The organism is Actinopolymorpha sp. B11F2 (genome assembly GCF_040195635.1).
GTDB lineage: Bacteria > Actinomycetota > Actinomycetes > Propionibacteriales > Actinopolymorphaceae > Thermasporomyces.
Genome location: NZ_JBEFTX010000001.1, coordinates 307743 through 332491 on the forward strand (window position 1 = coordinate 307743; position 24749 = coordinate 332491).

Genomic DNA, 24749 nt, shown 5'->3' on the forward strand with positions numbered 1-24749 from the left:
ACTTCACCGCCCGAGCCCGGTCTTCACCAGGAGCGCGTGCAGGCGTACCGCCAGCGCCGCCAACTCCCGGATCCGGTCCTCCGTACGGGCCCGCGAATCCATGCCGCGCTGCCGCGCCAGCGGAGCCACCACCTGCTCGATCAGTCCCACCTCACGGTCGGCGGCCGTACGAAAAGCACGAAGGTGGCGCGGCTCGAGCCCGAACCCGGCGAGCTCACCCGCGGTCTTCGCGATCTCGAGTGCATCCTCGTCGTAGTGGTCCCTGCCATGCCGGGCCGAGACGAGGCCGTACGACTCGAGCTGGTCCAGCAGGTCCGAGTCGATCCCGGCGTCCTCGACGAGCTCCTTGCGTGACAACCGCGCGTCGGAACCATTGGCCCCGAACGCCTCCGCGCCCACCTGGTCCGCACCGCCGAGCAGCACTCGCGGAGACGGCGCGGACGGAAGTGCCCGACCCGGAAGCTGCGGCGGTTCGAAGCCCCGGTCGAGCGCGTCGAGGTGGTCCTTGATCACCCGCAACGGGAGATAGTGGTCGCGTTGCGCGGTCAGCACGAAGCGCAGCCGCTCGATGTCGTCATGGCCGAACTTGCGGTAGCCCGACGGAGCTCGCTGCGGTTCCACCAGACCTTCGGCCTCGAGAAAACGGATTTTCGAGATCGTGACGTCGGGAAACTCAGCGCGCAGCCTCGCGAGAACCTCACCAATGGAAAAGCTGTGGGACCGCGCAGATGCCGCGCCACTCACCGAGGGAATCCTTGCGCGTACAGCTCTTGGACCCCCCGAAGGAGAGCGTCGCTCACCGTCTTTCCCCCTCCGGCCCCCCGTCCCAACCAGCACCGGTCCGTTCGGGTGCGCCCGTCATGCCGAAACCGCGCTGGCTGGCGAAGTACACCAGGCGGAACTTGCCGATCTGCACCTCGTCGCCACCGATGAGCAGGACCTCATCGATGCGATCGCGATTCACGTAGGTGCCGTTCAGGCTGCCCACATCGCGTACGACAAAACCTTGCGGCCGGCGGCGGAACTCGGCATGCCGACGGGAGACGGTGACGTCGTCGAGGAAGATGTCGCTCTCGGGATGCCGACCCACGGTCACCACGTCGGCGTCGAGCAGGAACCGGCTCCCGGCGCTCGGACCGCGCTGCACGATGAGCAACGCGCAGTCGTAGGGCAGGGCGTCGACGGCGGCCTGCTCCTGCGGACGGAGCTCGGCCTCCGCCCGGTCGTATTCGGGCTCGAGGCCGAGTGAGATCGTCGCGGTCTGCTCGACAGGTCGTTCTCCCCCCAGCGCTCTGCCGCACTGCGAGCAGAACCTGCTGTTCTCGGCGTTCTCATGCCCGCACTGAGTGCAGAAAGGCATCGACCCTCCCGTGGCGGAACTCTCTCGTCGTCTGAGTTGAACTCGTCCACCGCACACACCCTAACTCTTGACCAATGGTCGAGGTGGGCAGCCCACAGCGATTGCGTCCATCCGCGACCCAACCGGGCGAAACGGCGAATGAGCGGCTACTCGGACAGTGTGGAACGCGTGATCAGGTCTGCTCGACCTGCGCCTTGTACGCCGCGGCGTCGAGGAGCGATCCGAGTTCGTCCGGGTCGCTCGGCTGTAGCTCGATCATCCATCCCGCGGCGTACGGCTCGGCGTTGACAAGCTCGGGGCGCTCGTCGAGCGCGTCGTTGCGGGCGACGACCGTGCCACTCAGTGGTGCGTACAGCTCACTCACGCTCTTGGTCGACTCGAGCTCACCGACCACCGCACCGCGCCGCACCTGTTCACCCACCGGTGGCAGGCTGACGTAGACGATGTCGCCCAGCGCGTCCTGGGCGTAATGGGTGATGCCGATCCGGACCGAACCCTCGGCGTCTCCGGGATCGCGTACCCACTCGTGCTCGTTCGTGTACGTGAGGTCGTCCGGGAACACCACTGTCTCCTCGCTGTCGACATTTCCTGGGCAGCACCACCGCACGCCGCGCCAGCACACCCCGTCTGAGGAGACAGGCTAGTCGCCGGACTTCGCGGTCTCCTCCGGGGCCGGGCGAGCGTAGCGAGGCGTCACCGGACGGTGCAAGGAGTCGATCTGGATGTTCGACTGTTCCAGGACGGTGACCAGCCCGCCCTTCTGGCCCACCTCGTCGACGACACCGCCGGGGATGCGCATCGCGGTCGCGAGTGTCCGCGTCTCCCCGATCGCATCGATCGTGTACGGAGGTGGGATGAGCGTGCCGTCGACCAGGATGCCGCCTTGGCCGTCGAGGACGTAACTGCCGGCGACGAGTCGGACACGATCGTTCACCTCGATCGACTCGGCTCCCGCATCGCGCAGCTCCTCGATCGTGTTGAGAACCAACGACGCCGTCACGGCCGATCGGGTGTCGGAGATCGTGAGCCGGATACCTGGGCCGCTCGCCGGGAGAGTGCCGGCGAGGATGCCAAGGGTCTCGGCGCGCGCCTGGGCCTGGTTGACCGCCGCGCGGGTCCGGTCGGCACCCGACAGCAGCTCCGCCCGCGCCGACTCGAGCTCGCTGATCTCCGCCTCCAGCCGGCGGGTGCGCTGCTGCAGACCATCGAGCATCTGGATCAGCTGTGGCCTGTTCGCACCGGAGAACTCGTCGTCGGTGCGCAACGCCTGCACCTGAATGGTGGCGGCGAAGCCGAGGATCGCCAGCAACAGCGCCCCGGCCAACTGGGCGCGGGAGATGTAGAGGCGGAACGCGCTGTTGAGCCGTCGCCATGCGGGATTACGCGGCTTCTTGCCACCAGATGCCTTGGGCTTCTGCTCGGCCATCGCCTTCGTACCACCCATCAGGCCTTGAACAGGCGCCGACGGATCGCCGCCATGTTGGAGAAGATCCTGATGCCCAGGACGACGACGACACCGGTCGACAGCTGCGCGCCGACGCCAAGCTGGTCCCCCAGGTAGACGATCACGGCGGCGACCAGCACGTTGCCGATGAACGACACGACGAAGACCCGGTCGTCGAAGATGCCGTCCACGAGCGCGCGCAGTCCACCGAAGACCGCGTCGAGGGCAGCCACGACCGCGATCGGGAGGTACGGCTGCAGCCACAAAGGGACTGCCGGTTGGAGCAACAGCCCCACGATGATTCCGACGAAGAGGCCGATCGTCGCGATCACTGGGCGCCTTCCGTCCGCGCGTATCGGAGTTTGTTACCGGAGTCGGCGGGCAGTAGGAGTTCGTCAACCGCCGCCGTTCCAAGTGCTATATGGTGCACTGCCTTGAGGTTGAACAGCCACTTGCCACCCGGACTTTCGGCGAACTGCGCCTCCAGGGTGTCGGGATCGCCGATCGCCTCGACGACGTACGGGCGGGCAAGCGGTCGGTAGTCGACGGTGATCGACTTGTCGGCGCCGCGGATCGCGGTCAACGCGGTGAGCCGCTGGCCGTTGATGGCGATCGCCTCGGCGCCGGCCGACCACAGACCGTTCACGACCTGCTGCAGGTCGATGTCGAGGATCCGTCCTTCCGCACTGCTCGCCCCGGAGACCTCGTCGACGGGCGCGTCGTCGATGACCAGGCGGAGCCCCGGACCCTCGACCCGACCTGTTCCCGCCAGCACGTCGAGCGCGGCGAGGCGTTCGCGCAGGTTCTGGCCACTCGCCGTGCTCGCCAGGACGTCGTTCTGAAGGACGGTGACCTCCTCCTGCAGTGTGCCGGCGTGGGTACGCATGTCGTCGTTGCGGGCGGTCTCGGCCCGGATCCGCTCCAAGAGTTCCGCCTTCTCCTGCGCCACCGCCGGAGCGGACTGTCTGGTCTGGACCGCTGCCACGGTGAGGAGTAGGCCGAGCAATGCTAGCGCCACCAGCGTCGCGCCCAGACCGCGGCGGGAACGGGAACGACTGGGACCGCGGCGCGCGGCGGCCGCCGCGTAGCCGTCGTCGAGGGCATGCGTGACGAGCTCGCGCATGAGCGACATCGAGTCGTCACGCTTGAGGATCGTGCCCGCGCGCGGCCAGGCGCCTGGTGGCGCCGACGGGTGGCCAGGCGCCGCAGGCGTACCCTCGAGACGCGCTGTCGGCGCCTCCCGCTCCCCTGAGGCCATGCGGACCATGGTGTCATGACGTGCTGGGTGTGTGTCCCGCGCGGTGATCACAAAAAACGATCATCGGCGGCTGGCAGGTCGACCATGACCGATCCGGCCACGGATCCAACTGTTCGTCTGCCTCGACATCGGCTGGCCCATCCCGGGCGCGCTAGCGGCCGGCTCGGGTCACCAGGTCCGCCCACCGGTGCGCGAGGGTTGTCGCGGCCTCCGTACTCCGCCCCTCTGCCCACACCCGGGTCACCGCCTCGGTCGGATCCGGGAGGACGAGTGCCCACGAGCCGTCGGGTTCCAGCACGCGTACGCCGTCAGTCGTGTCGAGCGAACGCCCGTCGGCGGCCTCGATCGCGGCTCGCATCACCGCACCCTTGCTCGCCCACGGCGTCGGGACCGCGAGTTGGACGACGTGGGCCCGCGGGATGCGGGCGTTGATCTCCGACAGCGGAAGCCGGGTGCGCGCCACCACCCCGAGCAGGCGTACGAACGCGGCGAAGCCGTCGACCGCGTTGGAGAACTCCGGGACGATGAACCCGCCCCGACCGTCGCCGGCCAGAAGCAGACCGTCAGCGGCAGCGGCCGTGGCCAACGCGTCCGGTGCGGTCGTGGTCCAGCGGATCCCGACGTTGTGGAAAGCGGCGACCTGCTCGGCCACCCGGGTCGTCGTCACCGGTAGCGCGACATGTCCTTCCGACGCCTCAGCCGCGATCAGGTCGACGAAGACGAGCAGCGCCCGCTCGTCGGCGATGACATTGCCGGTCTCGTCGACGAGCGAGATCCGCTCGCCCAGCGGACTGAACCGCACACCGAACGCAGCCCGCGACGACGCCACCACCTCCGCCAGGTTGGCGATCGCGCGAGTGCGCTGCTCCGCCGTTTCGGTCGGGCTGCGCTCGTCCACACCGGAGTTGACCGTGAACGCTTCGACCGCGAGCTTCCCGAGCAGGCTCGGCAGCAACAGGCCGGCAGTGCCGCGGCCTGCGTCCACCACGACCTTGAGACCCGTCCCGGCGACGCCCGACGCGTCGATGTTGGCCAGCAGGTCATGGACGTAGGTCTCCGCCACCCGCGACGGAAACGTGAGGTCACCGATCTCGCCGGGAAACGCCCGGCGGAACTCCTGCCGGCCGAGCACGCGCTCGACCTTCCGCCGCGCGGCGAGTGAGAGGTCCGCGCCCGTCTCGTCCATGAAGATCAGGTCCACCGAGTCGGGACGGCTGGGAGTCGTACGAATGAGCAGCCCACCGCCGGCGTTGCTCCTGGACGTCTCCAGCCGGGCGACCGGGTTGGGCGAGACCTCCAGGTCGCAGACGTTCAGGGCGCTCGAGGTGAACGCCGCGATCGCCGCCCGCTTGAGCGCTCTGGCCGACCGCGAGGTGTCCCGCGCGGTGAGCACGGTCGCTCCCTTGCGCAGCGTCGTCGCGTAGGCGCTCGCCAACCGGACCACCAGCTCAGGGGTGATCTCGACGTTGACGATCCCGCTCACCCCGCGCGGGCCGAAGAGCGCCTGGCGGCCCTGCGACTCCCAGATCACGCTCTGGTTGACGACCGCGCCGGCCTCGATCGTCTTGCTCGGATAGACCTTGATGTCGGGATGGAGGACGGCCTCCTCCTCGATGACGCAGTCGTCGCCCACGACCGCACTGTCGTCGATCCGGGCCCCGCGCATCACATCGGTGTTCTTGCCGACCACGCAACCGCGGAGGTTGGAGTGCGCGCCGATGTAGGCGTTGTCGTGCACCACGGCTCGGTGCAGGAACGCGCCGCTGCGGATGACGACGTTGTCGCCGACGACGGTGTGGTCACGCAACTCGGCCCCGCCTTCGACCTTCGCGTAGGCCCCGACGTACAACGGGCCCTTGAGGGTCGCGTCGGGGTCGACGTCGGCGCCCTCCCCGACCCAGACCCCCTTGGAGACCTCGAACCCGTCGATGTCGATCGCGATCTGCCCGTCGAGGACGTCGTAGTTGGCCTTGAGATAGCTGCGATGGGTGCCGACGTCCTCCCAGTAGCCGTCGGCGACGTAACCGTAGAGCGGCGCACCTGCCTCGAGCAGCCGCGGGAACACCTCGCTGGACCAGTCGACGTTCTCGGCCGCACCGACGTGGCTCAGCATCTCCGGCTCCATGACATAGATGCCGGTGTTGATGGTGTCGGAGAAGACCTGGCCCCAGGTCGGCTTCTCCAGGAAGCGCTCGATCCGGCCGTCGTCGTCGAGGATCGTGATGCCGAACTCCAGCGGGTCGGGGACCCGGGTGAGGCACACGGTGGCGAGGGCGCCTGAGCGCCGGTGATGGTCCACCAGCGCGGTCAGGTCGATGTCGGTGAGCGCGTCACCGGAGATGACGACGAACGTGTCGTCGGACAAGGCGGCAGCGGCGTTCTTGACGCTGCCGGCGGTGCCGAGCGGCTTCTCCTCGGTGGCGTAGGTGAGGTCCATGCCGAGGTCCTCGCCGTCACCGAAATATGCCCGGACCATCGAGCCGAGGAAGTGGACCGTGACCACCGTCTCGGTCAACTGGTGCCGCTTGAGCAGCCGCAGGACGTGCTCCATGATCGGCCGGTTGACGACGGGGAGCAGAGGTTTGGGCATGCTGGTGGTCATGGGTCGCAGGCGGGTACCCTCGCCGCCTGCCATGACGACAGCTCTCACATCCCCTCCCCTCCCGACCCCTACCCGTGGAGCTGATCTTCGGCCGATACCGGTTGGACCGGCGGGGATCGGCGAAGCAGCTGAGACGCCTGGAAGCCGTAAAGGACCCCTGCCCACCAGTAAAGTCCGGTGCCCCAGATCGCGAACGCCCACCCCACGACCTTGGCCACCGCGGCGAAGGCTCCCCCGCCGTCACCGAGGAACAGCAGGGGGAACGCATACAGCAGACAGAAGGTCGCGGCCTTGCCGAGGAAGTGCACGGGAAGCGTCCCGTGACCGCGCTGGCGCAGCAAAACGATCAGCCCGAAGAGCAGGACGTCACGCAACGGGATGAGGACGGCGAGCCAGATCGGGATGACCTCGCGAAGGGCGAGACCCACCAGGACTGCCAGGATGTAGAGCCGGTCGGCGAACGGGTCGAGCAGTTTGCCGAGTGCGCTGACCTGGCCGAGCCGCCGGGCGAGCTGGCCGTCGAGCCAGTCGCTGAAACCGGACAGGCCGAGCACGATGATCGCCCAGCCGTCAGCCTTGGGTCCGAGCACCAGCCAGAGGAACAACGGGACCCCGGCGAGCCGGGCGAAGCTCAGGAGATTGGGCAGGGTGAACACGCGAGCCCCGTCATGCGTCTCGACCGGCTCCGCCACTGCCGCCCCCTCCGGCTCACCATCCACCACGGTGGGCCTGCCGAAACCCTATTACCCGCGGGCCACACTGGCCCCGATCCGCACATTTCCGCCGGACGGCGGCCTTCGTGTCGAAACCCGTCGTTCCCGTGAGACGGGTGTCGGCCGCGTCAGCCGGCCGGTGCCAGGCCCTGGTGCCGCTCCGGCGGATGCAGCGAATCTGGCCGCCGGTTGGCGTGGTGGGCGGGCCACCCGGCGTCAGTACCGACCGTAGCCAGGCGCTGCGTCGCCCGGGTGAGCGCGACGTAAAGAGTCCGTGTCCCGACCGGGGTCTCCGCCGCGATCTCCGCCGGCTCCAGCAGGGCGACGGCATCGAACTCGAGACCCTTGCTGGCGATACCGGTCGTCACGACGACCCGATCGCCCTCGTACCCGGTCTGTGTCCGCTCGCCGCCTGTCGAGCCGTTCGACCCATTCGCACCGTTCGCCGCGTTCGCGTCGGCCACCCAGGTGGACACCGTCTCAGCCATGGCTTGTGGGGCGATGACACCGACAGTGCCCTGCACGCTGGCGAGCAGGTCCAGGATGGTCCGGCGCAGCGCGTCGGGCAGGCCAGCTTCCGTCGCGACCACGTGGTCGGGGGCGTGGCCGGTGGCGCGGACCGCCCGTGGGAGCGGCCGGTCGGGGATCTCGGGCCGGATCACACTCGCGGCGAGGTCGAAGATCTCCTGGGAGTTCCGGTAGTTGGTGCTGAGATGGAACGTCCGCCGTGTCCGCCGGCCGAGAGCCGTGTCACGGGAGGCCTCGGCCTCGTCGATGTCCGGCCATGAGCTCTGCGCCGGGTCACCGACGACCGTCCAGCTGGCATGCCGGCCGCGCCGCCCGAGCATCCGCCACTGCATGGGCGAGAGGTCCTGTGCCTCGTCGACCAGGACGTGCGCGTATCCGTCGTACTGTGTCGCCCGCTCGGCCCGGGCCCGCGCGGCGTAGTCGCGGTCAGCGGCAGTCGTGACCTCGCGTACACCGTCGATCTCGAACGGATCCCGCGGTGCCGGCCGATGCGGAGGCTCGCCCAGCAGGGCGTGGAGTTCGTCGAGCAGGGGGACGTCCTCGACCGAGAATCCGTCCTTGCCCGCGTCGGCGCCGCCGGCCCACGTGGCGGTCAGCGCGTCGACCTCGGCTGGGCGGAGCACGCCCTTGGCGGCCTGGCGCAGCCTCTCAGGGTCGGCGAGCTGGCGGAGCACCTGCACCGGCGTGAGCACCGGCCACCAGGCGTCCACGAACTCCTCGAACGTGTCGAGATCGGTGACGGACTCCTCGAAGTCCGACCGCGCACCTCGCCCGTTGGCCGTCGTACTGTCGGCGGACGCCTTGCGCCACAGGGCTGCGACCAGACCGCGAACGGCGTCGCCGCGGGCCCGGTTGCGGCGCGCGCCGCGCTGCAGGACGGTACGCCGGACCTCGGCCAACTCCTCGGCGTCCAACCGAAGAATCCGGCCGCCGACGTAGATCCGGAGCTCCTCGGGCGCACCGGGTACCGGCCCTCGCGCCGCCCGGCCGAGCACCCGGCGCATCCGCAGCGATCCCTTGATGAGCCCGACGTCGAACGGATCGGTCCGGGTGGCAACGATCCCGTCGACGACCTCCCCGAGCGAACGCAAGGTCGCCTCGTGCTCACCCAACGTCGGCAGAACGCGCTCGATGTAGCTCATGAAGACCGGCGACGGCCCGACGACGAGCACGCCACCGCCCGCGATCCGGCGCCGCTCGGAGTAGAGCAGGTAGGCCGCCCGGTGGAGCGCGACGACGGTCTTCCCTGTGCCCGGGCCGCCGCTGATCAGCGTGACGCCCGGCGACGGCGCCCGAATGATCTCGTCCTGTTCGTGCTGGATGGTGGCCACGATGTCGCGCATCTGCCGTCCACGGGCAGCGGTCAGCGCCGCCATCAGCGCGCCGTCGCCCACGACGGGCAGATCCGCCGGCGCCGCTTCCGGGTCCAGCAGATCGTCCTCCACCCCGACGACCCGCTGGCCCTGACAGCGCAGGATCCGTCGGCGTACGACGTCCTTCGGGTCGGCCGCCGTCGCCTGGTAGAAGACCGCGGCGGCAGGCGCCCGCCAGTCGATGACGAGCGGCTCGTGCTCGGCATCACGTACGCCGATCCGCCCGACGTAGCGGATCTCGCCCCCGCGGTGGTCGAGCCGCCCGAACACCAGACCTTCGCGCTGGGCGTCGAGAACGGCGAGCCGGCGGACCGCGTGGTCGACGAGCACATCTCGTTCGAAGAGGCTGCGGTAGTCCTCTTCCTTGATCTCGCCGGTGTAGTCCAGCAACCCACGGTCCCGGCCGTCGCGGCCGACCTCCGTCGCGCGGGCCACCATGACAGCCAACCGGTCGTAGACCCGGTCGACGTAGCGTTGCTCCTGCTCGATCTCCGCGCGCTCCGACGAGGTGGCGGGGTCAGAGAAGGCTGCCAACGACGCATCCCCCTTATCCAGGGCCCATATACAGGGCATGGCCCGGACGACTGGTGCGAGACGCTGCCCAGGAACCAGGGCAACCGCACAAGTCTAGATGGTCAGTTCCAGGGGGCGCCGGTGAAGCGAGCTCGTCTGCGAGTGAGGTGACCGACCACACATGGGTGTTTTCACGGCGGGGCCGACCGTGGAAGGATCGGCGGGTGATCTCCATCGTCGTACGCATCCTCGTCAATGCGGTGGCGCTGTTCGCGGCCACGCTGGTCCCGGGAATCGAGCTCACGTCCAGCTCGACCGGTGGCAAGGTCGGCACGCTCCTGGCCGTAGCCGTCATCTTCGGCATCATCAACGCCGTCCTCAAGCCGATCATCAAGGTGGTCGGCTGCGGCTTCTACATCCTGACGCTCGGCCTGATCTCGTTCGTGGTCAACGCGTTGCTGTTCCTGCTGGTGGGTTGGCTGGCCGGCGAGCTCGAGCTCGAGTTCGTCGTCGACGACTTCTGGGCCGGCTTCTGGGGCGCGATCATCGCCGCTCTGGTGAGCTTCGCACTGAGCGTCGTGATTCCGGACAAGTACGACAATCGCTGATCCACGGGCTTCGAGGCCATGAAGATCACCGAGGTACGCGTCGCTGGGCTTCGTGGCGCCACTCCCGAAGGCGGCTGGAGCCACGAGCTGCGACCTGACGATGTGGTCCACACCCTGCTCGCGGTCCATACCGACGAAGGACTGGTCGGAGTCGGCAGCGTCTTCACCTCAGAGTCGCTGGTACGCGCGGCGCTCGAGGTGCTCGAACCGCTCTACCGCGGCGAGAACGCCCTGGAGCCCGAGCGGGTCAGCGAGAAACTGCACCAGCACTCGTTCTGGATGGGCCGCGGCGGCACGCTGACCCACGCGATCAGCGGCATCGACGTCGCGTTGTGGGACATCCTCGGTCAGGCGTGCGGGCAGCCGGTCGGCCGGCTGCTGGGTGGCCGCTTCCGCGATCGGGTGATGCCGTACGCCTCCCTGCTCATGACCGAACCCGGTCCGCTCACCGAAACACTGGACCAACTCACGGCACAGGGGTTCCGGGCGTTCAAGATCGGGTGGGGCCCGTTCGGTCGGGTCGGGGCCCGCACGGACGAGGCGATCGTGTCAGCCGCCCGCGCCGCCGTGGGTGACGACGCGATCCTCGCCGTCGACGCCGGCGGGTCGGACGCTTTCTGGGACGGCGACTACGCGTGGGCGCTTCGGACGTCGCGCATGCTCGCCGATCACGGGGTGGCGTGGTTCGAGGAAGCGCTACGACCCGATGCGCTCGACGATTTCGTGGCCCTGCGGCGGTCGTCCTCCGTGCCGATCTCGGGCGGCGAGGTCCTCACCCGGCGGCAGGCGTTCGCGCCGTTTCTCTCGGCTGGGGCGTTCGACATCGTCCAGCCCGACACCACGAAATGCGGAGGTCTGAGTGAGGCCCGGCGGATCGGCTGGTCGGCGCAGGAGCACGGCGTGCGGCTGATCCCCCACGGGTGGAACACCGCCGTCGGCCTGGCGGCGGACCTCCAGCTGGCGTCGGCGCTTCCGGACACGTATCTGGTGGAGTACCGGACCGGCTCACCGTACATCGACGACATCGTGACCGGACGGTGGACTCTCGACGGCGCCGGCATGCTGACGATCCCGGACGCACCGGGGCTCGGCCTCGCACTCGACCCCGACCGGCTCGCGCGCTACGCCGGTGGTGCCCGGATTCTCTAGCGGGACATCCTCAGGCCCTGTCTCTCCCATCACGCCTCACTCGCGACGCCCCGCATCCCCGGCTGGCCGGGGACGACCCCAGGCCAGGGTGGCGACGATCGTCAGCTCGAGGGTGTCGTCGTGCGCCCAGGGCCGGACCACCTGCTCGACGGCGAGATCGAAGTCCCTTGCCTCCTGCTCCGACATGTGTTCCCGGGCGAGGGACGACGTCGAGTGGAACTGCTCCACGTAGTCGCTGACCGACTGGCGGAACGGCGTCGGGGAACTCTCGGCGCTGCCGCTCAGCTCGAGGAGGCCCCGCTGCTGAAGGGCCCCGACGACGGAGAACCGGGGATCGTAGTCGGGGTAACGTGAATGGCGCTTGATGACCGTGACCAGATCGTCCTGCCAGGGGACCTCACGAGGGCCGTGCTCGACGATGGCGAGGTACGCGTGCGGAGTCATCGCTCGGGCCAATCGGTTCAACGTCAGTCTCCACCGCATCCAGTGCAGGCTCGCCCCGGCAGTCACGAGTGCGTACGGCCCGCCCAGTTCCGCCGTCTCCACCGCACCGACTATCCAGCGCAGGTTGGGTCGCTCCCCTCCTGGGCGACGGCGGCCCGCCTCGATCATCGCGGCCGAGACGTCGACGGCGTCGACCTGGCCCACTCTTGATGCGAGTGGACGGGCGATGGCTCCGTCTCCCGCGCCGATGTCGAGCACCGCGCGCGGTTCCTCGGTGATCAGCTCCTCCAGGATGTCGAAGACCTCCGGTGGGTACGGCGCGCGGTGTGCGTAGGCATCCGCGACCCCAGGATTCGCGAAGACCTCGCCGAGTTCCGGGCGCGTGTGTTTCGCAGGCTCGACCATCATCGGATTCTCGCCCATTCCGGATCGACGGCACCAGCCATCTCGGACCGTCCCGCGCGCGACGCACCGCAGGCGCTATCATTCGAACGTCAGTTCGATCTGCCCTGCCCAGGTCATGATCGAGAGGGACAGCACATGATCAACCGGTTCGCCGTACGCAAGACAACCAAGGGTTACGGCGTCTGGGACGCCGCGGTCAATGGTTGGCACAGCCGACAGGACCTCGGCCAGCCCGAGGCGACCGAGCTGGCGGCGACCATGAACTCCGGCCAGTCCCCGCAGGAGGCCGGTGCCACCGTCTCGCGGAAGGTCAACCCGGCCAGGCCGGTCCTGGTCCTCGTCGACGGCCGCTGGTGGCCGGCCCGGCTCGACTGGTGGGTACGAGAGTCCGACGGCTGGTACGGCCGGGCGAGCCTCGATGCCACCGGCGCGACCAACTGGTACCCGGCCGCCTCCCTGCGTCCGGGCGAGGCGTCGTCGGCGTGATCAGAGGAAGAGCTTCGGCAGGTACTCCGGCTCGCGGGCGTAGGCCTCCCGCTGGCCGAGCGCGACCGGATACATCGCCGCGTGGCTCTCCCGGGCCGCGGCCACGAGGGGTTCGTACTCCCGGTGGCAGATGTCGACGAGGCCGATGTTGTAGTTCTCGCCGTCGAAACGGCCGATCGCCGACTGGTCGTAGAGCGTGAAGTAGTGCGCGCCCACGCACCACGGCTGTGCCGCCGCGTCCTCCAGATAGACCCGGAACGCCTGCCCCCGGGCAGCCTGGTCGGGGACATGGCCGATCCCACTGGCCGGCAGTCCTGCGTCCAGGGCACCGAAGTGCCACTCGCCGATGAGGATGGGGCGCCCGAGGGCGTCGCTCACCTTGGCGAGGTCGGCCGCCGGCACCCGCTCGCGGTAGCAGTTCATGCTGAAGACGTCGAACGACGCCATGCCCGCGAGCGCCCAGGCCGGCGGCACCGTGTAGTAACGGGCGCCGAGGTTCAGATGGTGCGGGTCGACCGCCCGGCAGGCCCGGCTCAACGTGTCGAACAGCTTCGCCACCATGACCGCGCTGAAGTCGGCGAGGTCCTGCTCCGCCTCGGTGGTCAGCGCACCCGACCAGGGACGCTCGCCGATCGCTGTCAAGCTCGCCTTGCCTCCCCAACGCGCGGACAGTCCGGCGTCGTCGCCGTAGCGGTCGGCGAGCCAACCGACGAGCTCCCGTCGGGTCGCCGAGTTGCCGGGGCTTCGTACCATCCCGGCGGCCGGCGTCTCGGTCGCGAAGCCCCAGGTCGGCTCGTTCATGAGGAAGTAGCCGATCAGCGCCGGATCCTCCGCGGTGTCGCGCAGCTGCTCGGCAAAGGTCTCCGCGTCGGTCGCGAACCCCGGATGGAAGACGTCGGGGAAGTCGCGGTAGACGGTCGGCGTCCGTCGCCACCTCGGCTGGAGGGGTCGTACGTACGGGAAGCCGGCGGCCCGCGCGATCTCCCAGTCGGACCAGTTCGCCACCGTGTTGAACCCGGCCCGCCGCAGGGTCGCGAGTGCGAGCTCGGACCATGCCGACCACCAGCCACCCATCCCGAACGCGCGGATCAGGTTCGTCCCCAGATAGTTGACGACCAGGGAGCCGTTCCGGCCCGTACGAATCGCATCCGCATAAGGGCCGGCGCGGTGCGGCGTCCACTCGAGTGCCGCCTCGAGGCCGGTACACGTACTGTCAACGACGCCTTGCACGCAGTTGGGCCCACTGGACCAGAACAGGTGCCCGGCGGGGTCGACCAGCCACCACCGCCGCCCGTCGTGCTCGGCCCGGAAGTAGCCGGTAGCCGCGCGGCGGCCCGCCGCCCACCCGCCCCACGAGGAGTAGCCCGCAGGCCAGCGCGCATCCCCCGCGGCGGCCAGCTGCCGGCGGAGCCGACCGCTCGCCTCGGCGACACTGCGGGTCTTCGACGGCCAGTCGTGCAGAGTGCTCTGACCGAGTTCGTCGAGCAGCGGGCCGCGAGGCAGCAACGGCTTGTCGAGCAGAGGCGGCGCGTCCGGCGCCATGCACAGCGGCGACATCGACCAGCGCACCGGGTCGGGCCCCTTACGGTGCACGGTCAGCTCGATCCGGTCGACCCGGGCGACGTCAACGGCGTCGCCCCAGCACAAGGGCTTGAGCCAGGCGCCTTCGCGGCCGAGGAGCCACTGTTTCTGGTCGGCAGCGGAAAGCGGGATCCGCATCCGGGCGCCGCACTGGTTGAGCAGGCCGAAGCTCACGACGAAGATCGGCCCGTGCCCGCCCTCGCGCAGGGTCAGCTGGAAGACGGCGAGATGGACTCCGTCCAGCAGCAGGTCGGCCGTGAGGTACGCCGACGCGTCAAGCGACCCTGGCTCGACGCGATACCTGAGCCCGTCGCCGACCTCGACAGCGACGTATGCCGTCGCCTTCGGCAGCGTCTCGACCGGCCCTTCGTCGCGCAGTCCCCCGAGGAACTCGCCGACCACCAATGCGGATGCAGCGGATGACATGCCTGCTCGCCCCACGACCCGGACCGACCCGCCCCTAGCCGAGGGCCGGGACGACCGTGTCGTCGTACCAGCCCTCGCTCGCGGCGAACGCCTTCAGCGGGCTGCATCGGCTCGTGCCACCTCCGCAGGTGTGGAGCGCCGCCGGACCCGCAACGCCAGGAAAGCTCATCTCGACCCACCGTTCGTCTGCGAATGCGAGGGCGGCACCGCAGGAACGCACGCGACCTACCGCGGGGCGGCACCGTGTCGACGCTGACGCGTCAATGCTCGCCCAACGACCCTGATCTCTCAACAAGATCGTGCGGCCGTAGCCGGCACCCACGCGTTCCACATCGCGGTCGCCACACCTGGTGCGGCGACCGCGATGCCACCGGTGGCCGGAAACAACGTGGCACCGCCGTCCTCCGCGCGGACGACGGCACCGGCCCGCGCCGCGATGAAGACTGCGGCGAGGACGTCGATCGGGTGAAACTCACCGATCACCCCAGCCGCCGCCCGCCCCGCCGCGACACTCACCAGGGAGAGGGCCGAGGAGCCCATGATGCGGGTCGTGCAGTGCTGCGCGGACAGCCGCTCGAGCATGACGTCCATGCCGGGCCACGGGCGGTAGGACGCCCACTCCGTGACCACGACCTCGCCTGCCAGGCTCGACACGTCCCGGCAGCGGAGGGGAACACCGTTGCAGGTGGCGGGTCCGCCCCGGGTCGCGCTGAAGACCTCGTTCCGGAACGGATCCGCGACGACACCAACGACCGGTCCGGCACCGTCGGCCAACGCGAGACTGAACGAACACCACGGCAGGCCACTGGCGTAGTTGGTGGTGCCGTCCACCGGGTCGACGTACCACGTCGGGCCTCCGCCGTCCGCGGGCTCGCCGCCGTACTCCTCGCCGACGACGGCATGGTCGGGGAACCGGGCCTCGATCACCGCCCGGACATGGCGTTCGATCTCGCGGTCGGTTTCCGTCACGAGGTCGGCGTCGTGCGCCTTCGTCGTCACCGCGGTCGGGCGGCCGCGGACGATCCGCTGGCTGGCCCATTCGGCGAGTTCGAGTGCCGTCGCACTCTCCTTGTCGTACGAGCGTGCACTCATGGCTGTCCGTCTCCTACCGCTCGCTCGTGCCTGCCATGGGAGGTGCTGGTTGCGATGAGGCGATGATCGCATCGCCGTCGGCCCCCGTCATGCGAATCCTCCCAGCGGTCTGCCGACCGTCGTCTTCACGGTCCAGTTCCGCCCGTGCGCCGGTCCGCCAGTGTCCAGCCCGCCCAGATGAAGCCGTCGTCGCGGGCGATCGTCACGGTGGAGACGAGCCGCGTGCCCTGGCGCACAACGAGCACCGCTTCGCGCTCGATGGACCGGGCGAACTGCTCGGAGGTGTACTCGCCGGCCTCCCACTGGCGAAAACCGGCCGCGAGCAGCCAGCGCTCGGCCTCAGCTCGCATCGGGGCCGAGAGCTACCGCTGTCGTCGCGCGTCATCTCACTTCAGGCCGGCCTCGTGCATTCCCCTCAACTCGCGCTTCAGCTCGCTGATCTCGTCGCGGAGCCGGGCCGCGATCTCGAACTGCAGCTGCTCGGCCGCGACCCGCATCTGGTCGTTGAGCTGCTGGATGAGGTCGGCGAGATCCGCTGCCGGCATCGCGGCGAGGTCGCGGGCGTGGCGCCCCGCCTCCCCCGTGCTGGCCAGCTCAGGCACCGGCGCCTTGCCGCGGGTCTGCTGCCGGCCGCCACCGCCCAGGAGTTTCTGGGTGTCGGCGTCCTCGCGCGCCAGCATGTCGGTGATGTCGGCGATCCGCTTGCGCAGCGGGGTCGGATCGACGCCGTTGGCCTTGTTGTAGGCAACCTGCTTCGCCCGCCTCCGGTTGGTCTCCTCGATGGCGCTCTGCATCGACGGGGTGATCGAGTCGGCGTACATGATCACCTGGCCGGAGACGTTGCGTGCTGCCCGGCCGATGGTCTGGATCAGGCTCGTGCCCGAACGCAGGAAGCCCTCCTTGTCGGCATCGAGGATCGCGACCAGGGACACCTCCGGCAGGTCGAGACCCTCGCGGAGGAGGTTGATGCCTACCAGGACGTCGTACTCCCCCATCCGGAGCTCGCGCAGCAGCTCCACCCGGCGCAGGGTGTCGACCTCGCTGTGCAGGTAACGCACCCGGATGCCCTGCTCCAGGAGGTAGTCGGTGAGGTCCTCGGCCATCTTCTTGGTGAGCGTGGTGACCAGGACCCGCTCGGACTTCGCCTCGCGGAGCCGGATCTCGTGGATGAGGTCGTCGATCTGTCCCTTGGTGTTCTTGATGATGACCTCCGGGTCGACGAGACCCGTGGGGCGGATGATCTGTTCGGCAACACCGTCGGCCTTCGCCATCTCGTACGACCCCGGCGTGGCGGAGAGGTAGACCGTCTGCCCGATGCGTTCGAGGAACTCCTCCCAGCGCAGCGGGCGGTTGTCCATCGCCGAGGGCAGCCGGAAGCCGTGCTCGACCAGCGTGCGCTTGCGGGACATGTCGCCTTCGTACATGCTCCCGATCTGCGGCACTGTCACGTGCGACTCGTCGATGACGAGAACGAAGTCCTCGGGGAAGTAGTCGAGCAGGCAGTGCGGTGCCGATCCGGCGGCCCGGCCGTCGATGTGCCGCGAGTAGTTCTCGATGCCGGAACAGGTTCCGATCTGCTGCATCATCTCGATGTCGTAGGTCGTACGCATCCGCAGCCGCTGTGCCTCGAGCAGCTTGCCCTGCCGCTCCAGCTCCTGCAGCCGCTCGCCCAGCTCCACCTCGATGTCGCGGATCGCGCGGGCCATCCGCTCCGCACCTGCAACGTAGTGGGACGCCGGCATGATCATGGTTTCCTGGTCCTCGGAGAGGATCTCGCCCGTCACCGGGTGCAGCGTCGACAGTCGCTCGACCTCGTCACCGAAGAACTCGACCCGGACGGCCATCTCTTCGTACTTCGGGAAGATCTCGAGGGTGTCGCCTCGGACGCGGAAGGTGCCGCGCGCTCCGGAAGCGTCGTTGCGGGAGTACTGCATCTCGACCAGCCGGCGCAGGAGCTTGTCGCGCTCGACCTCGTGGCCGACCTTCAGGGTGGTCATCTGGCCGAGGTACTCATCCGCCGAACCGAGGCCGTAGATGCACGACACCGAGGCGACGACGATCGTGTCACGCCGGGTCAGCAGGGAGTTGGTGGCGGAGTGCCGCAGCCGCTCGACCTCATCGTTGATCGAGGAGTCCTTCTCGATGTAGGTGTCGGACTGCGGGACGTAGGCCTCCGGCTGGTAGTAGTCGTAGTAGGAGACGAAGTATTCGACCGCGTTGTCGGGAAAGAAGTGCTTCAGCTCGTTGGTGAACTGCGCGGCCAGCGTCTTGTTGGGTTCCATCACGAGGACCGGGCGCTGGAGCTGCTCCACCACCCAGGCGATGGTCGCGGTCTTGCCCGTGCCGGTCGCGCCCAGCAGCACGACGTCCCGCTCACCGGCCTCGATCCGGCGGGCGATGTCCTCGATCGCCTGGGGCTGGTCGCCGGAGGGCGCGAAGTCGGAGACGACCTTGAAGGGGGCGACGTTGCGCCTGATGTCGTTGAGCGGACGCATGAAGCCACCGTAGCCCGCCCCTCCGACAACGCGCCCCGCACCGGCTGGGAAGGCCCGCCACGGTCAGGCTGAAGCGGCGCGCTTCTCCAGCTCCGCCCACACGCTGTCGGCCTTCGTACGGAGATCATCCAGGTCGCCGGCGTTGTCGATCACGATGTCGGCGGCGGCGAGGCGTTCGTCCCGGCCGGCCTGGGCGGCGATCCGGGACCGGGCGTCCCCGGCGGTCATCCCGCGGGTCCGGCGAAGGCGTTCGACCTGGACGTCCTCGGGCACGTCGACCACGACCACCACGTCGAAGCGGTCGGCCTGCCCGGTCTCCACCAGGAGCGGGATGACGTGGACGACGACGGTCCCGCGGTCCGCGGCCGCCTCGATGTCGGCCGCCCGGGCCCGCACCCGTGGGTGCACGATCGCTTCCAGGCGCCTACGTGCCTCGGCGTCGGCGAACACGATCTCGCCAAGAGCCGCGCGATCAAGAGAGCCGTCCGGACGGACGACCCTGCCGCCGAACTCCTGAACGACGCTCGCCAGCCCATCCGTGCCCACCTCGACGACCTCGCGGGCCAACCGATCCGCGTCGACGACGAGGGCACCACGCCCCGCCCACACCCGGGCGACTTCACTCTTGCCCGACCCGATCCCACCGGTCAGCCCCACCCGCAGCACGCCGCGGAGACTACCGGACATCCGTGATCAGGACAGGTCGACCTGGCCGAGCTCGGCTGGGGCTCAGCCGTGCGCCACGACCTGGGCCATCGCCCGCCGGGCCCGCTCCAGGCTGACCGCCAGGGGCTCGTCGAACCTCGCCGGATTGAACGGCGCTCTGGTCGACACGTAGAGACCACCGCCGACCTGTTCGACGTGGGCGCCCGAGTAGGCCTGAGCAACCCCCACATGCAGCCTGGACAGGTCGAACCAGGCGTCCAGGAACAAGTCGGGCTCAGGCGTCACCAGCAGATCCTTCGGCGACAGGAACGGAGCTTCGAGGACGACCGAGGCATACAGCGGCCGCAGCGTCACCGCGAGCGCGATCAGCAGGTCCCGCAGGCGGTCGCCGAGCTCGTAGGCGACCTTCTCGTCGGTGTAGGGACGCTCGAACACCGAGCCGTCCACGACGACCTCGATCGGGTCGGCATCGAGTAGGGCGAGAGAGGTCATCGGCGAGCATCTGCGTACGACCGGATCGTGCAGCCCGTCGAGCCGGGTGACCACATCGCGCACCTCGGCAACCAAGGCGTCGTCCCGGCGTCCGGGAACGAACAGCCCAACGCCCGCTGGTTGCCATCCGAGCTCGTGCACACCCCCAGTGTCGCCGACAAGACAGCGTCCGGACAGGGGCGCGACAAAGTGGTGCTCCGCATTGAGACCTTTCCGGCTGTGCAGGTGGCCATCCGGCCCTGCCAGGTCGGGCGGTACGGCGAAATCCCCAGCAGATACGGCGGTTCCTACCGGATTCCGGACGGCTCACCATCAATCGCCCAGAGGCGCAGGGCACGGTCCGGCCGGTAGGTCGGGCGGTCCTTGGTGGACCCTGACATTTGTCTGCGACCTCGCGGGAAGTACGCATCGCGATGTATAACGAGATCCATGGCTGATGTGGAGATCCCGCGCGACGAGGCCGAGGCCGCGCTGCAGACCCGCCGTGACCTGGGCGCGGAGTACGAGCCCGCGATCGTCGAGTCCTTCGTCGAACGCATCGATAAGGCCATCGAGGCGCGGGTCGCCGACGAAGTGGCGAAGCGAGTCGGCGACGCCGGTGCACACGAGAAGGCCCTCGCGAAGGCCGCCTCGCTGCGTTCTGGTCAGGCGCTCGCGCTCGCGATCGTGTCGATCGTCATGTCGATCCCACTCACCGCGATCGCCGCCGATACGAGTGTCGCCCTGGTCCTGTTGATCTGGGGGGCGATCGTGTCCATCAACCTGATCTTCGCCCTGGGCGGCCTGGCGGGCCGCCGCCGGCGCTGACCCGCCACGCCCATGACGCCGAGAAGGCCCCGTCCTCGCGGACGGGGCCTTCTCGGCGTGCGAGTCCCGTGCGGGTTCGCAGGTGGTCCTAGCCCTGGCCGGTGAGCTTCTCCCGGAGTGCTGCCAGCGCCTCGTCGGACGCGAGCGTGCCCTCCGCCGGCTTGGCGGGCTCGCTGGAGGCGTAGGACGACGGTGCGGCCGCCGACGACTCCTCGCCGCCCTCGTCCAACTCGGCCTGCTGGGCCGCCTCGATCTGCTTCTTGTGAGCTTCCCAGCGCTGGTGGGCCTCGGCGTACTCCCGCTCCCACTGGTCGCGCTGCTGCTCGAAACCTTCGAGCCACTCACCCGTCTCGGAGTCGAAGCCGTCGGGGTACTTGTAGTTGCCCTGGTCGTCGTACTCGGCAGCCATGCCGTAGAGCGTCGGGTCGAAGTGCTCTCCGATCGCCTCGGCACCCTCGTTGGCCTGCTTGAGCGACAGCGAGATCCGGCGCCGCTCCAGGTCGATGTCGATGATCTTGACCATCACGTCGTTGCCGACCTGGACGACCTGCTCCGGGATCTCCACGTGCCGCTCGGCCAGCTCGGAGATGTGGACCAGGCCCTCGATGCCGTCGTCGACCCGGACGAACGCGCCGAACGGCACCAGCTTGGTGACCTTGCCCGGCACGATCTGGCCGATCTGGTGCATCCGCGCGAACTGCTGCCACGGGTCTTCCTGCGTCGACTTCAGCGACAGGGACACCCGCTCGCGGTCAAGGTCGACGTCGAGAACCTCGACAGTGACCTCCTGACCGACCTCGACGACCTCGCTCGGGTGGTCGATGTGCTTCCACGACAGCTCGGAGACGTGCACCAGGCCGTCGACACCGCCGAGGTCGACGAACGCGCCGAAGTTGACGATGCTCGACACGACGCCCTTGCGGATCTGGCCCTTCTGCAGCTGGTGCAGGAAGTTCTGCCGGACCTCGCTCTGGGTCTGCTCGAGCCACGCGCGCCGGGACAGGACGACGTTGTTCCGGTTCTTGTCCAGCTCGATGATCTTGGCTTCGAGCTCCCGCCCGACGTAGGGCTGCAGGTCACGCACCCGTCGCATCTCGACGAGAGAGGCCGGCAGGAAGCCGCGCAGACCGATGTCGAGGATGAGACCGCCCTTGACGACCTCGATGACGGTGCCGGTGACGACGCCGTCCTCCTCCTTGATCTGCTCGATCGTGCCCCAGGCGCGTTCGTACTGCGCGCGCTTCTTGGACAGGATCAGCCGGCCTTCCTTGTCCTCCTTCTGCAGGACCAGCGCCTCGACTGGGTCGCCGACCTTCACCACGTCGCTCGGGTCGACGTCGTGCTTGATCGACAGCTCGCGAGCCGGTATCACGCCCTCGGTCTTGTAGCCGATGTCGAGCAGGACCTCGTCCCGGTCGACTTTGACGACGGTGCCTTCGACAATGTCACCGTCATTGAAGTACTTGATTGTCTCGTCGATCGCGGCGAGGAAGGCCTCCTCCGAACCCACGTCGTTCACCGCTACCTGCGGCGTCTCCTGCTGGGCCGGTGCTGTGTCGTTCAGCGGGGCCTCGATGCTGCTCGTCATCTGGATGGTGGCTCCGATATGGCGTGGTCGTCGTCTCCTGCGCGCGTGGACCCTTGGATCAAACTGCCGAGAGAGTCCTCGTCGCTGCCTGGCGCCGGAACCGGGTGATTTCGACAGGTAAGAGCGCGAGCCTGCTCCGTCCGAGGTCGCACAGGCCCACAACGCTCATGTCAGGATACGGGGGCCCTGTGATCAGGGTCAACGCAACCCCGCGTAACGGGCAAAGATCAACGCAGTGAAACCCGGCTGGGTTCCCTCCGGGCGTGCTCTTTCGAGTCTTCGACGCGGCTGTTTCAGCGCCATGTCGGACGGCCAGCGGCAAGGTTACGGTATCGGCTCATCTCGCGCAGAAGCCGGCACGCCTGATCGACGACCGGAGTTCCCCCGTCCCGGGCGGCCAGGTCGACCAGGGCGAGGAGATCGACCGCTCGGCCGAGCTCGACGAACTGCGGCGAGACGGCAGGAGCCTGAGCGGCGAAGGTGGCGACGACGGCCGTGCAGAACGCCTCGTCAGTCTCGAACCTCAACAGGTTGCCGACGTCGGTGTAGGGCGATCCGCTGTGTGCGTACTCCCAGTCGACGAGCCCGGTGATCTCCCCGGACGTGGGGTCGACGAGCAGGTTCTTCGGGTTGACGTCACTGTGGGCGAGACACGTCCGGTCAGGCGCGGCGTCGAGCAGATCCTGGGCGTACCGGGCGACTTCGAGCAGCCCCGCCATGTCATCGTCCGACCACTGGGCAAAAGCACCGCGGCCGCGGTGCGCCTCCACCCAGTCTTCGAGGCCAGCACCGCTGGTCGGCCACGGCTGGACCGCCAGATCGGCCCCCACGAACTGCCCGGACCGCAGGAACGGAACGCCGGCCAGGCGCGCGAGGAGACGGCCGGCGCTCTCGCCCGCCGCCCGGCGCTTGGCCCGAGGCGCTTCGGCGAGCCAGAGATCCATGCGTTCGCCGGGCAGTCGCTCCGTCAGCAGGAACGCCGGAGCGGCCGGAGCGGGTCCCTGCGTACGCATCTCGAGGACGCGCGGCACCGGGATCAGGTCACGCAGGAGGGAGTGGAGAGCGGCGTCAACCACGGCCCGGTCCGGGTTTCGGACGTACAGACGGAGTACCGCCTCCTCCCCCGGTGCCCCCACCAGGAAGGTCTCTCCGCTGTAGCCACCGGAGAGCGGTCGGGCATCTGCACCGAGGAGGTCGCGGGCCGCGCTGAGCAGGGGTCCAGGCGGCGGCGTGAGTCCGGGGCTGGGGCTGCGACCAGGGCTGGGGCTGCGACCGGGGCTGGGGCTGCGACCGGGGCTGGGGCTGCGACCGGGGCTGGGGCTGCGACCAGGGCTGGGGATTTCCCCCTGGTCAGGGTCGTGAGCCGAGGTGTCGTCGGCCACCATCGTCAGTTCGCCGGGGTCAGGAACGCGGCGAGTGCATCGACGTACATGCCCGGATCCGCCGCGCCGCACATCTCCCGCGCCGAGTGCATCGCCAGCTGGGGCGCGCCCACGTCGACCGTGGTGACGCCGACGCCGGCCGCGGTCATCGGACCGACCGTGGAGCCGCAGGGGAGGTCCGCACGGTTGACGAAGCGTTGCAGCGGTACGCCGGCCTGCTCGCACGCGTGGACGAACGCCCCGGTGCCGCGGGCGTCCGTGGCGTACCGCAGGTTGACGTTGACCTTCAGCACCGGCCCGGCGTTGATCCGGATCGGGTGCTGGGGCTCATGACGTTCGGCATAGTTGGGGTGGGTCGCATGGGCCATGTCACCGGAAGCGCAGATCGAGCCGGCCAGCGCTCGGAGCAGGTCCTCCCGGTCGCCCCCGGCCGCGAGGACGATCCGTTCGAGCACGGCCGGCAGCAGGGTCGAAGCGGCACCCCGGTCGGAGACGCTGCCGACCTCCTCGTGGTCGAAGAGGACAAGAACGGGGACGCTACCCTCGGCCGGTGCCTGGACGGCCCGCAGCAGCGCCTGGAGCCCGGCGTAGGTCGTGCCCAGATTGTCAAGGCGTGGCGCGCTCACAAGATCGCCGTCCCGCCCGATCCGACGGCTCGGAGCCAGGTCGTGGGTCATGAGCTCCCAGCCGAGGACGTCGGACGGCTCGACCTTCAACTCCTCCGCCACGAAGCCGGCGAAGTCACCCGGAGAGGTGCCGACACCCCAGACGGGGAAGAGATGCTGCTGGGGATTGAGCCGGACACCGGTCTCGCGGATCTCCCGATCGAGATGGATCGCCAGCTGGGGAACCCGGACGATCGGCCGATCGACCTTGAGCAGGTGCTCGGCGACCCCTTCGGGCGTACGGACCGACACCCGTCCAGACAGGCCCAGGTCGCGGTCGAGCCAGGAGTTGAGCAGCGGGCCGCCGTAGGGCTCGGCGGCAAGGAGCTGCCAGCCCGCCCGGCTGGTGTCCGGATGCGGTTTGATCCGCAGGTTGGGACTGTCGGTGTGAGCCCCGACGATGCGGAACGATGTGCCGGGGCCGTGTGCGGTCTCGGTGCTCCAGGCCACCAGGGATCCCGCCCGGAGCGTGTAGAAGCGCCCGGGTTCGCGGGGCCAGCGGGCCGTCTCGTTCAGCGCGGTGAAGCCGACAGCCTCCAGGCGGTCGGCCACCTCGGCACATGCGTGGTAAGGCGAAGGGGCCGCGTCGACGAACGTGCACAGGTCGTCGGCGTGGAAGAACGGGTCGACAGACTGGTCATCGGCTCGGGCGGCGGTCATGTCGAGCATCCT

The 24749-nt window shown here is 69.1% G+C and carries 24 protein-coding genes; 4 read left to right on the forward strand and 20 right to left on the reverse strand.

Translation table 11 applies throughout. The features are described 5' to 3' along the window. Positions 1-3: 3 nt before the first annotated feature. From ftsR to ABN034_RS01455, 9 genes are all read right to left on the reverse strand, one after another. On the reverse strand, positions 4-744 hold the full coding sequence (gene ftsR / locus ABN034_RS01415; RefSeq protein WP_349689141.1) for a transcriptional regulator FtsR: 741 nt from the start codon (positions 742-744) through the stop codon (positions 4-6). Between the two features lie 52 nt (positions 745-796). Further along, entirely contained in the window at positions 797-1360 is a 564-nt protein-coding gene (locus tag ABN034_RS01420; protein WP_349328071.1) for a zinc-ribbon and FHA domain-containing protein, read from the reverse strand. 172 nt (positions 1361-1532) lie between these two features. Continuing rightward, entirely contained in the window at positions 1533-1922 is a 390-nt protein-coding gene (gcvH, locus tag ABN034_RS01425; protein WP_349689142.1) for a glycine cleavage system protein GcvH, read from the reverse strand. 78 nt (positions 1923-2000) lie between these two features. Next, complete coding sequence (locus ABN034_RS01430) at positions 2001-2804, reverse strand: DUF881 domain-containing protein (RefSeq protein WP_349328069.1); 804 nt, start codon at positions 2802-2804, stop codon at positions 2001-2003. Continuing rightward, positions 2804-3136 carry a small basic family protein gene (locus ABN034_RS01435; RefSeq protein WP_349328068.1) on the reverse strand — a complete coding sequence of 111 codons (333 nt, stop codon included), beginning with the start codon at positions 3134-3136 and terminating at the stop codon, positions 2804-2806. Before ABN034_RS01435 ends, ABN034_RS01430 begins: the two co-directional genes overlap by 1 nt. Next, positions 3133-4062: a DUF881 domain-containing protein gene (locus ABN034_RS01440; protein ID WP_349689143.1), complete on the reverse strand. Its 930-nt coding sequence runs from the start codon at positions 4060-4062 to the stop codon at positions 3133-3135. The genes ABN034_RS01435 and ABN034_RS01440 overlap by 4 nt, the downstream gene beginning before the upstream one ends. Before the next feature lie 151 nt (positions 4063-4213). Beyond that, positions 4214-6697, reverse strand: coding sequence for a sugar phosphate nucleotidyltransferase (locus ABN034_RS01445; protein ID WP_349689577.1), 2484 nt, complete (start codon positions 6695-6697; stop codon positions 4214-4216). Between the two features lie 35 nt (positions 6698-6732). Further along, positions 6733-7383, reverse strand: a complete 651-nt coding sequence (gene clsA / locus ABN034_RS01450) for a cardiolipin synthase ClsA (RefSeq protein WP_349689144.1) — start codon at positions 7381-7383, stop codon at positions 6733-6735. A gap of 122 nt (positions 7384-7505) precedes the next feature. Next, the gene (locus tag ABN034_RS01455) at positions 7506-9812 is read right to left on the reverse strand and encodes a HelD family protein (protein ID WP_349689145.1); all 2307 of its coding nucleotides are present in this window, start codon (positions 9810-9812) and stop codon (positions 7506-7508) included. A gap of 203 nt (positions 9813-10015) precedes the next feature. On the opposite strand from ABN034_RS01455, the gene ABN034_RS01460 reads away from it, so the two are divergent. Both ABN034_RS01460 and ABN034_RS01465 read left to right on the forward strand, forming a co-directional pair. Beyond that, on the forward strand, positions 10016-10399 hold the full coding sequence (locus ABN034_RS01460; protein ID WP_349689146.1) for a phage holin family protein: 384 nt from the start codon (positions 10016-10018) through the stop codon (positions 10397-10399). Between the two features lie 18 nt (positions 10400-10417). Further along, entirely contained in the window at positions 10418-11548 is a 1131-nt protein-coding gene (locus ABN034_RS01465; RefSeq protein ID WP_349689147.1) for a mandelate racemase/muconate lactonizing enzyme family protein, read from the forward strand. Positions 11549-11584: 36 nt separating this feature from the next. On the opposite strand, the gene ABN034_RS01470 is transcribed toward ABN034_RS01465, so the two are convergent. Continuing rightward, positions 11585-12397: a class I SAM-dependent methyltransferase gene (locus ABN034_RS01470; RefSeq protein WP_349689148.1), complete on the reverse strand. Its 813-nt coding sequence runs from the start codon at positions 12395-12397 to the stop codon at positions 11585-11587. 135 nt (positions 12398-12532) lie between these two features. On the opposite strand from ABN034_RS01470, the gene ABN034_RS01475 reads away from it, so the two are divergent. Next, positions 12533-12883 (forward strand): hypothetical protein, encoded by a 351-nt coding sequence (locus ABN034_RS01475; protein WP_349689149.1) that lies wholly within the window; start codon positions 12533-12535, stop codon positions 12881-12883. Here the strand turns inward: ABN034_RS01475 and ABN034_RS01480 are convergent, their stop codons facing one another. The 7 genes from ABN034_RS01480 to ABN034_RS01510 all read right to left on the reverse strand — a co-directional run bounded on the left by ABN034_RS01480 (position 12884) and on the right by ABN034_RS01510 (position 19776). Next, complete coding sequence (locus tag ABN034_RS01480; protein ID WP_349689150.1) at positions 12884-14890, reverse strand: hypothetical protein; 2007 nt, start codon at positions 14888-14890, stop codon at positions 12884-12886. It lies immediately after the preceding gene. 34 nt (positions 14891-14924) lie between these two features. Beyond that, positions 14925-15059: a hypothetical protein gene (locus ABN034_RS01485; RefSeq protein ID WP_349689151.1), complete on the reverse strand. Its 135-nt coding sequence runs from the start codon at positions 15057-15059 to the stop codon at positions 14925-14927. A 119-nt stretch (positions 15060-15178) separates the two neighbouring features. After that, positions 15179-15982 carry an inositol monophosphatase family protein gene (locus ABN034_RS01490; RefSeq protein ID WP_349689152.1) on the reverse strand — a complete coding sequence of 268 codons (804 nt, stop codon included), beginning with the start codon at positions 15980-15982 and terminating at the stop codon, positions 15179-15181. Positions 15983-16107: 125 nt separating this feature from the next. Further along, the gene (locus ABN034_RS01495) at positions 16108-16332 is read right to left on the reverse strand and encodes a hypothetical protein (RefSeq protein ID WP_349689153.1); all 225 of its coding nucleotides are present in this window, start codon (positions 16330-16332) and stop codon (positions 16108-16110) included. Positions 16333-16368: 36 nt separating this feature from the next. Next, positions 16369-18477: an excinuclease ABC subunit UvrB gene (gene uvrB, locus ABN034_RS01500; RefSeq protein ID WP_349689154.1), complete on the reverse strand. Its 2109-nt coding sequence runs from the start codon at positions 18475-18477 to the stop codon at positions 16369-16371. 63 nt (positions 18478-18540) lie between these two features. Next, the gene (coaE, locus tag ABN034_RS01505; protein ID WP_349689155.1) at positions 18541-19164 is read right to left on the reverse strand and encodes a dephospho-CoA kinase; all 624 of its coding nucleotides are present in this window, start codon (positions 19162-19164) and stop codon (positions 18541-18543) included. Between the two features lie 42 nt (positions 19165-19206). Beyond that, a complete protein-coding gene (locus ABN034_RS01510; protein WP_349328055.1) occupies positions 19207-19776 on the reverse strand; it encodes a hypothetical protein in 570 nt (189 codons plus the stop codon). Positions 19777-20064: 288 nt separating this feature from the next. Between ABN034_RS01510 and ABN034_RS01515 the strand changes: the two genes are divergently transcribed. After that, positions 20065-20442, forward strand: coding sequence for a hypothetical protein (locus tag ABN034_RS01515; RefSeq protein ID WP_349689156.1), 378 nt, complete (start codon positions 20065-20067; stop codon positions 20440-20442). Positions 20443-20530: 88 nt separating this feature from the next. On the opposite strand, the gene rpsA is transcribed toward ABN034_RS01515, so the two are convergent. From rpsA to ABN034_RS01530, 3 genes are all read right to left on the reverse strand, one after another. Then, a complete protein-coding gene (rpsA, locus tag ABN034_RS01520) occupies positions 20531-22030 on the reverse strand; it encodes a 30S ribosomal protein S1 (protein WP_349328053.1) in 1500 nt (499 codons plus the stop codon). A 293-nt stretch (positions 22031-22323) separates the two neighbouring features. After that, the gene (locus tag ABN034_RS01525; RefSeq protein WP_349689157.1) at positions 22324-23415 is read right to left on the reverse strand and encodes a phosphotransferase family protein; all 1092 of its coding nucleotides are present in this window, start codon (positions 23413-23415) and stop codon (positions 22324-22326) included. Positions 23416-23417: 2 nt separating this feature from the next. After that, the gene (locus ABN034_RS01530) at positions 23418-24737 is read right to left on the reverse strand and encodes a M18 family aminopeptidase (RefSeq protein ID WP_349689158.1); all 1320 of its coding nucleotides are present in this window, start codon (positions 24735-24737) and stop codon (positions 23418-23420) included. Between the last annotated feature and the right edge of the window lie 12 nt (positions 24738-24749).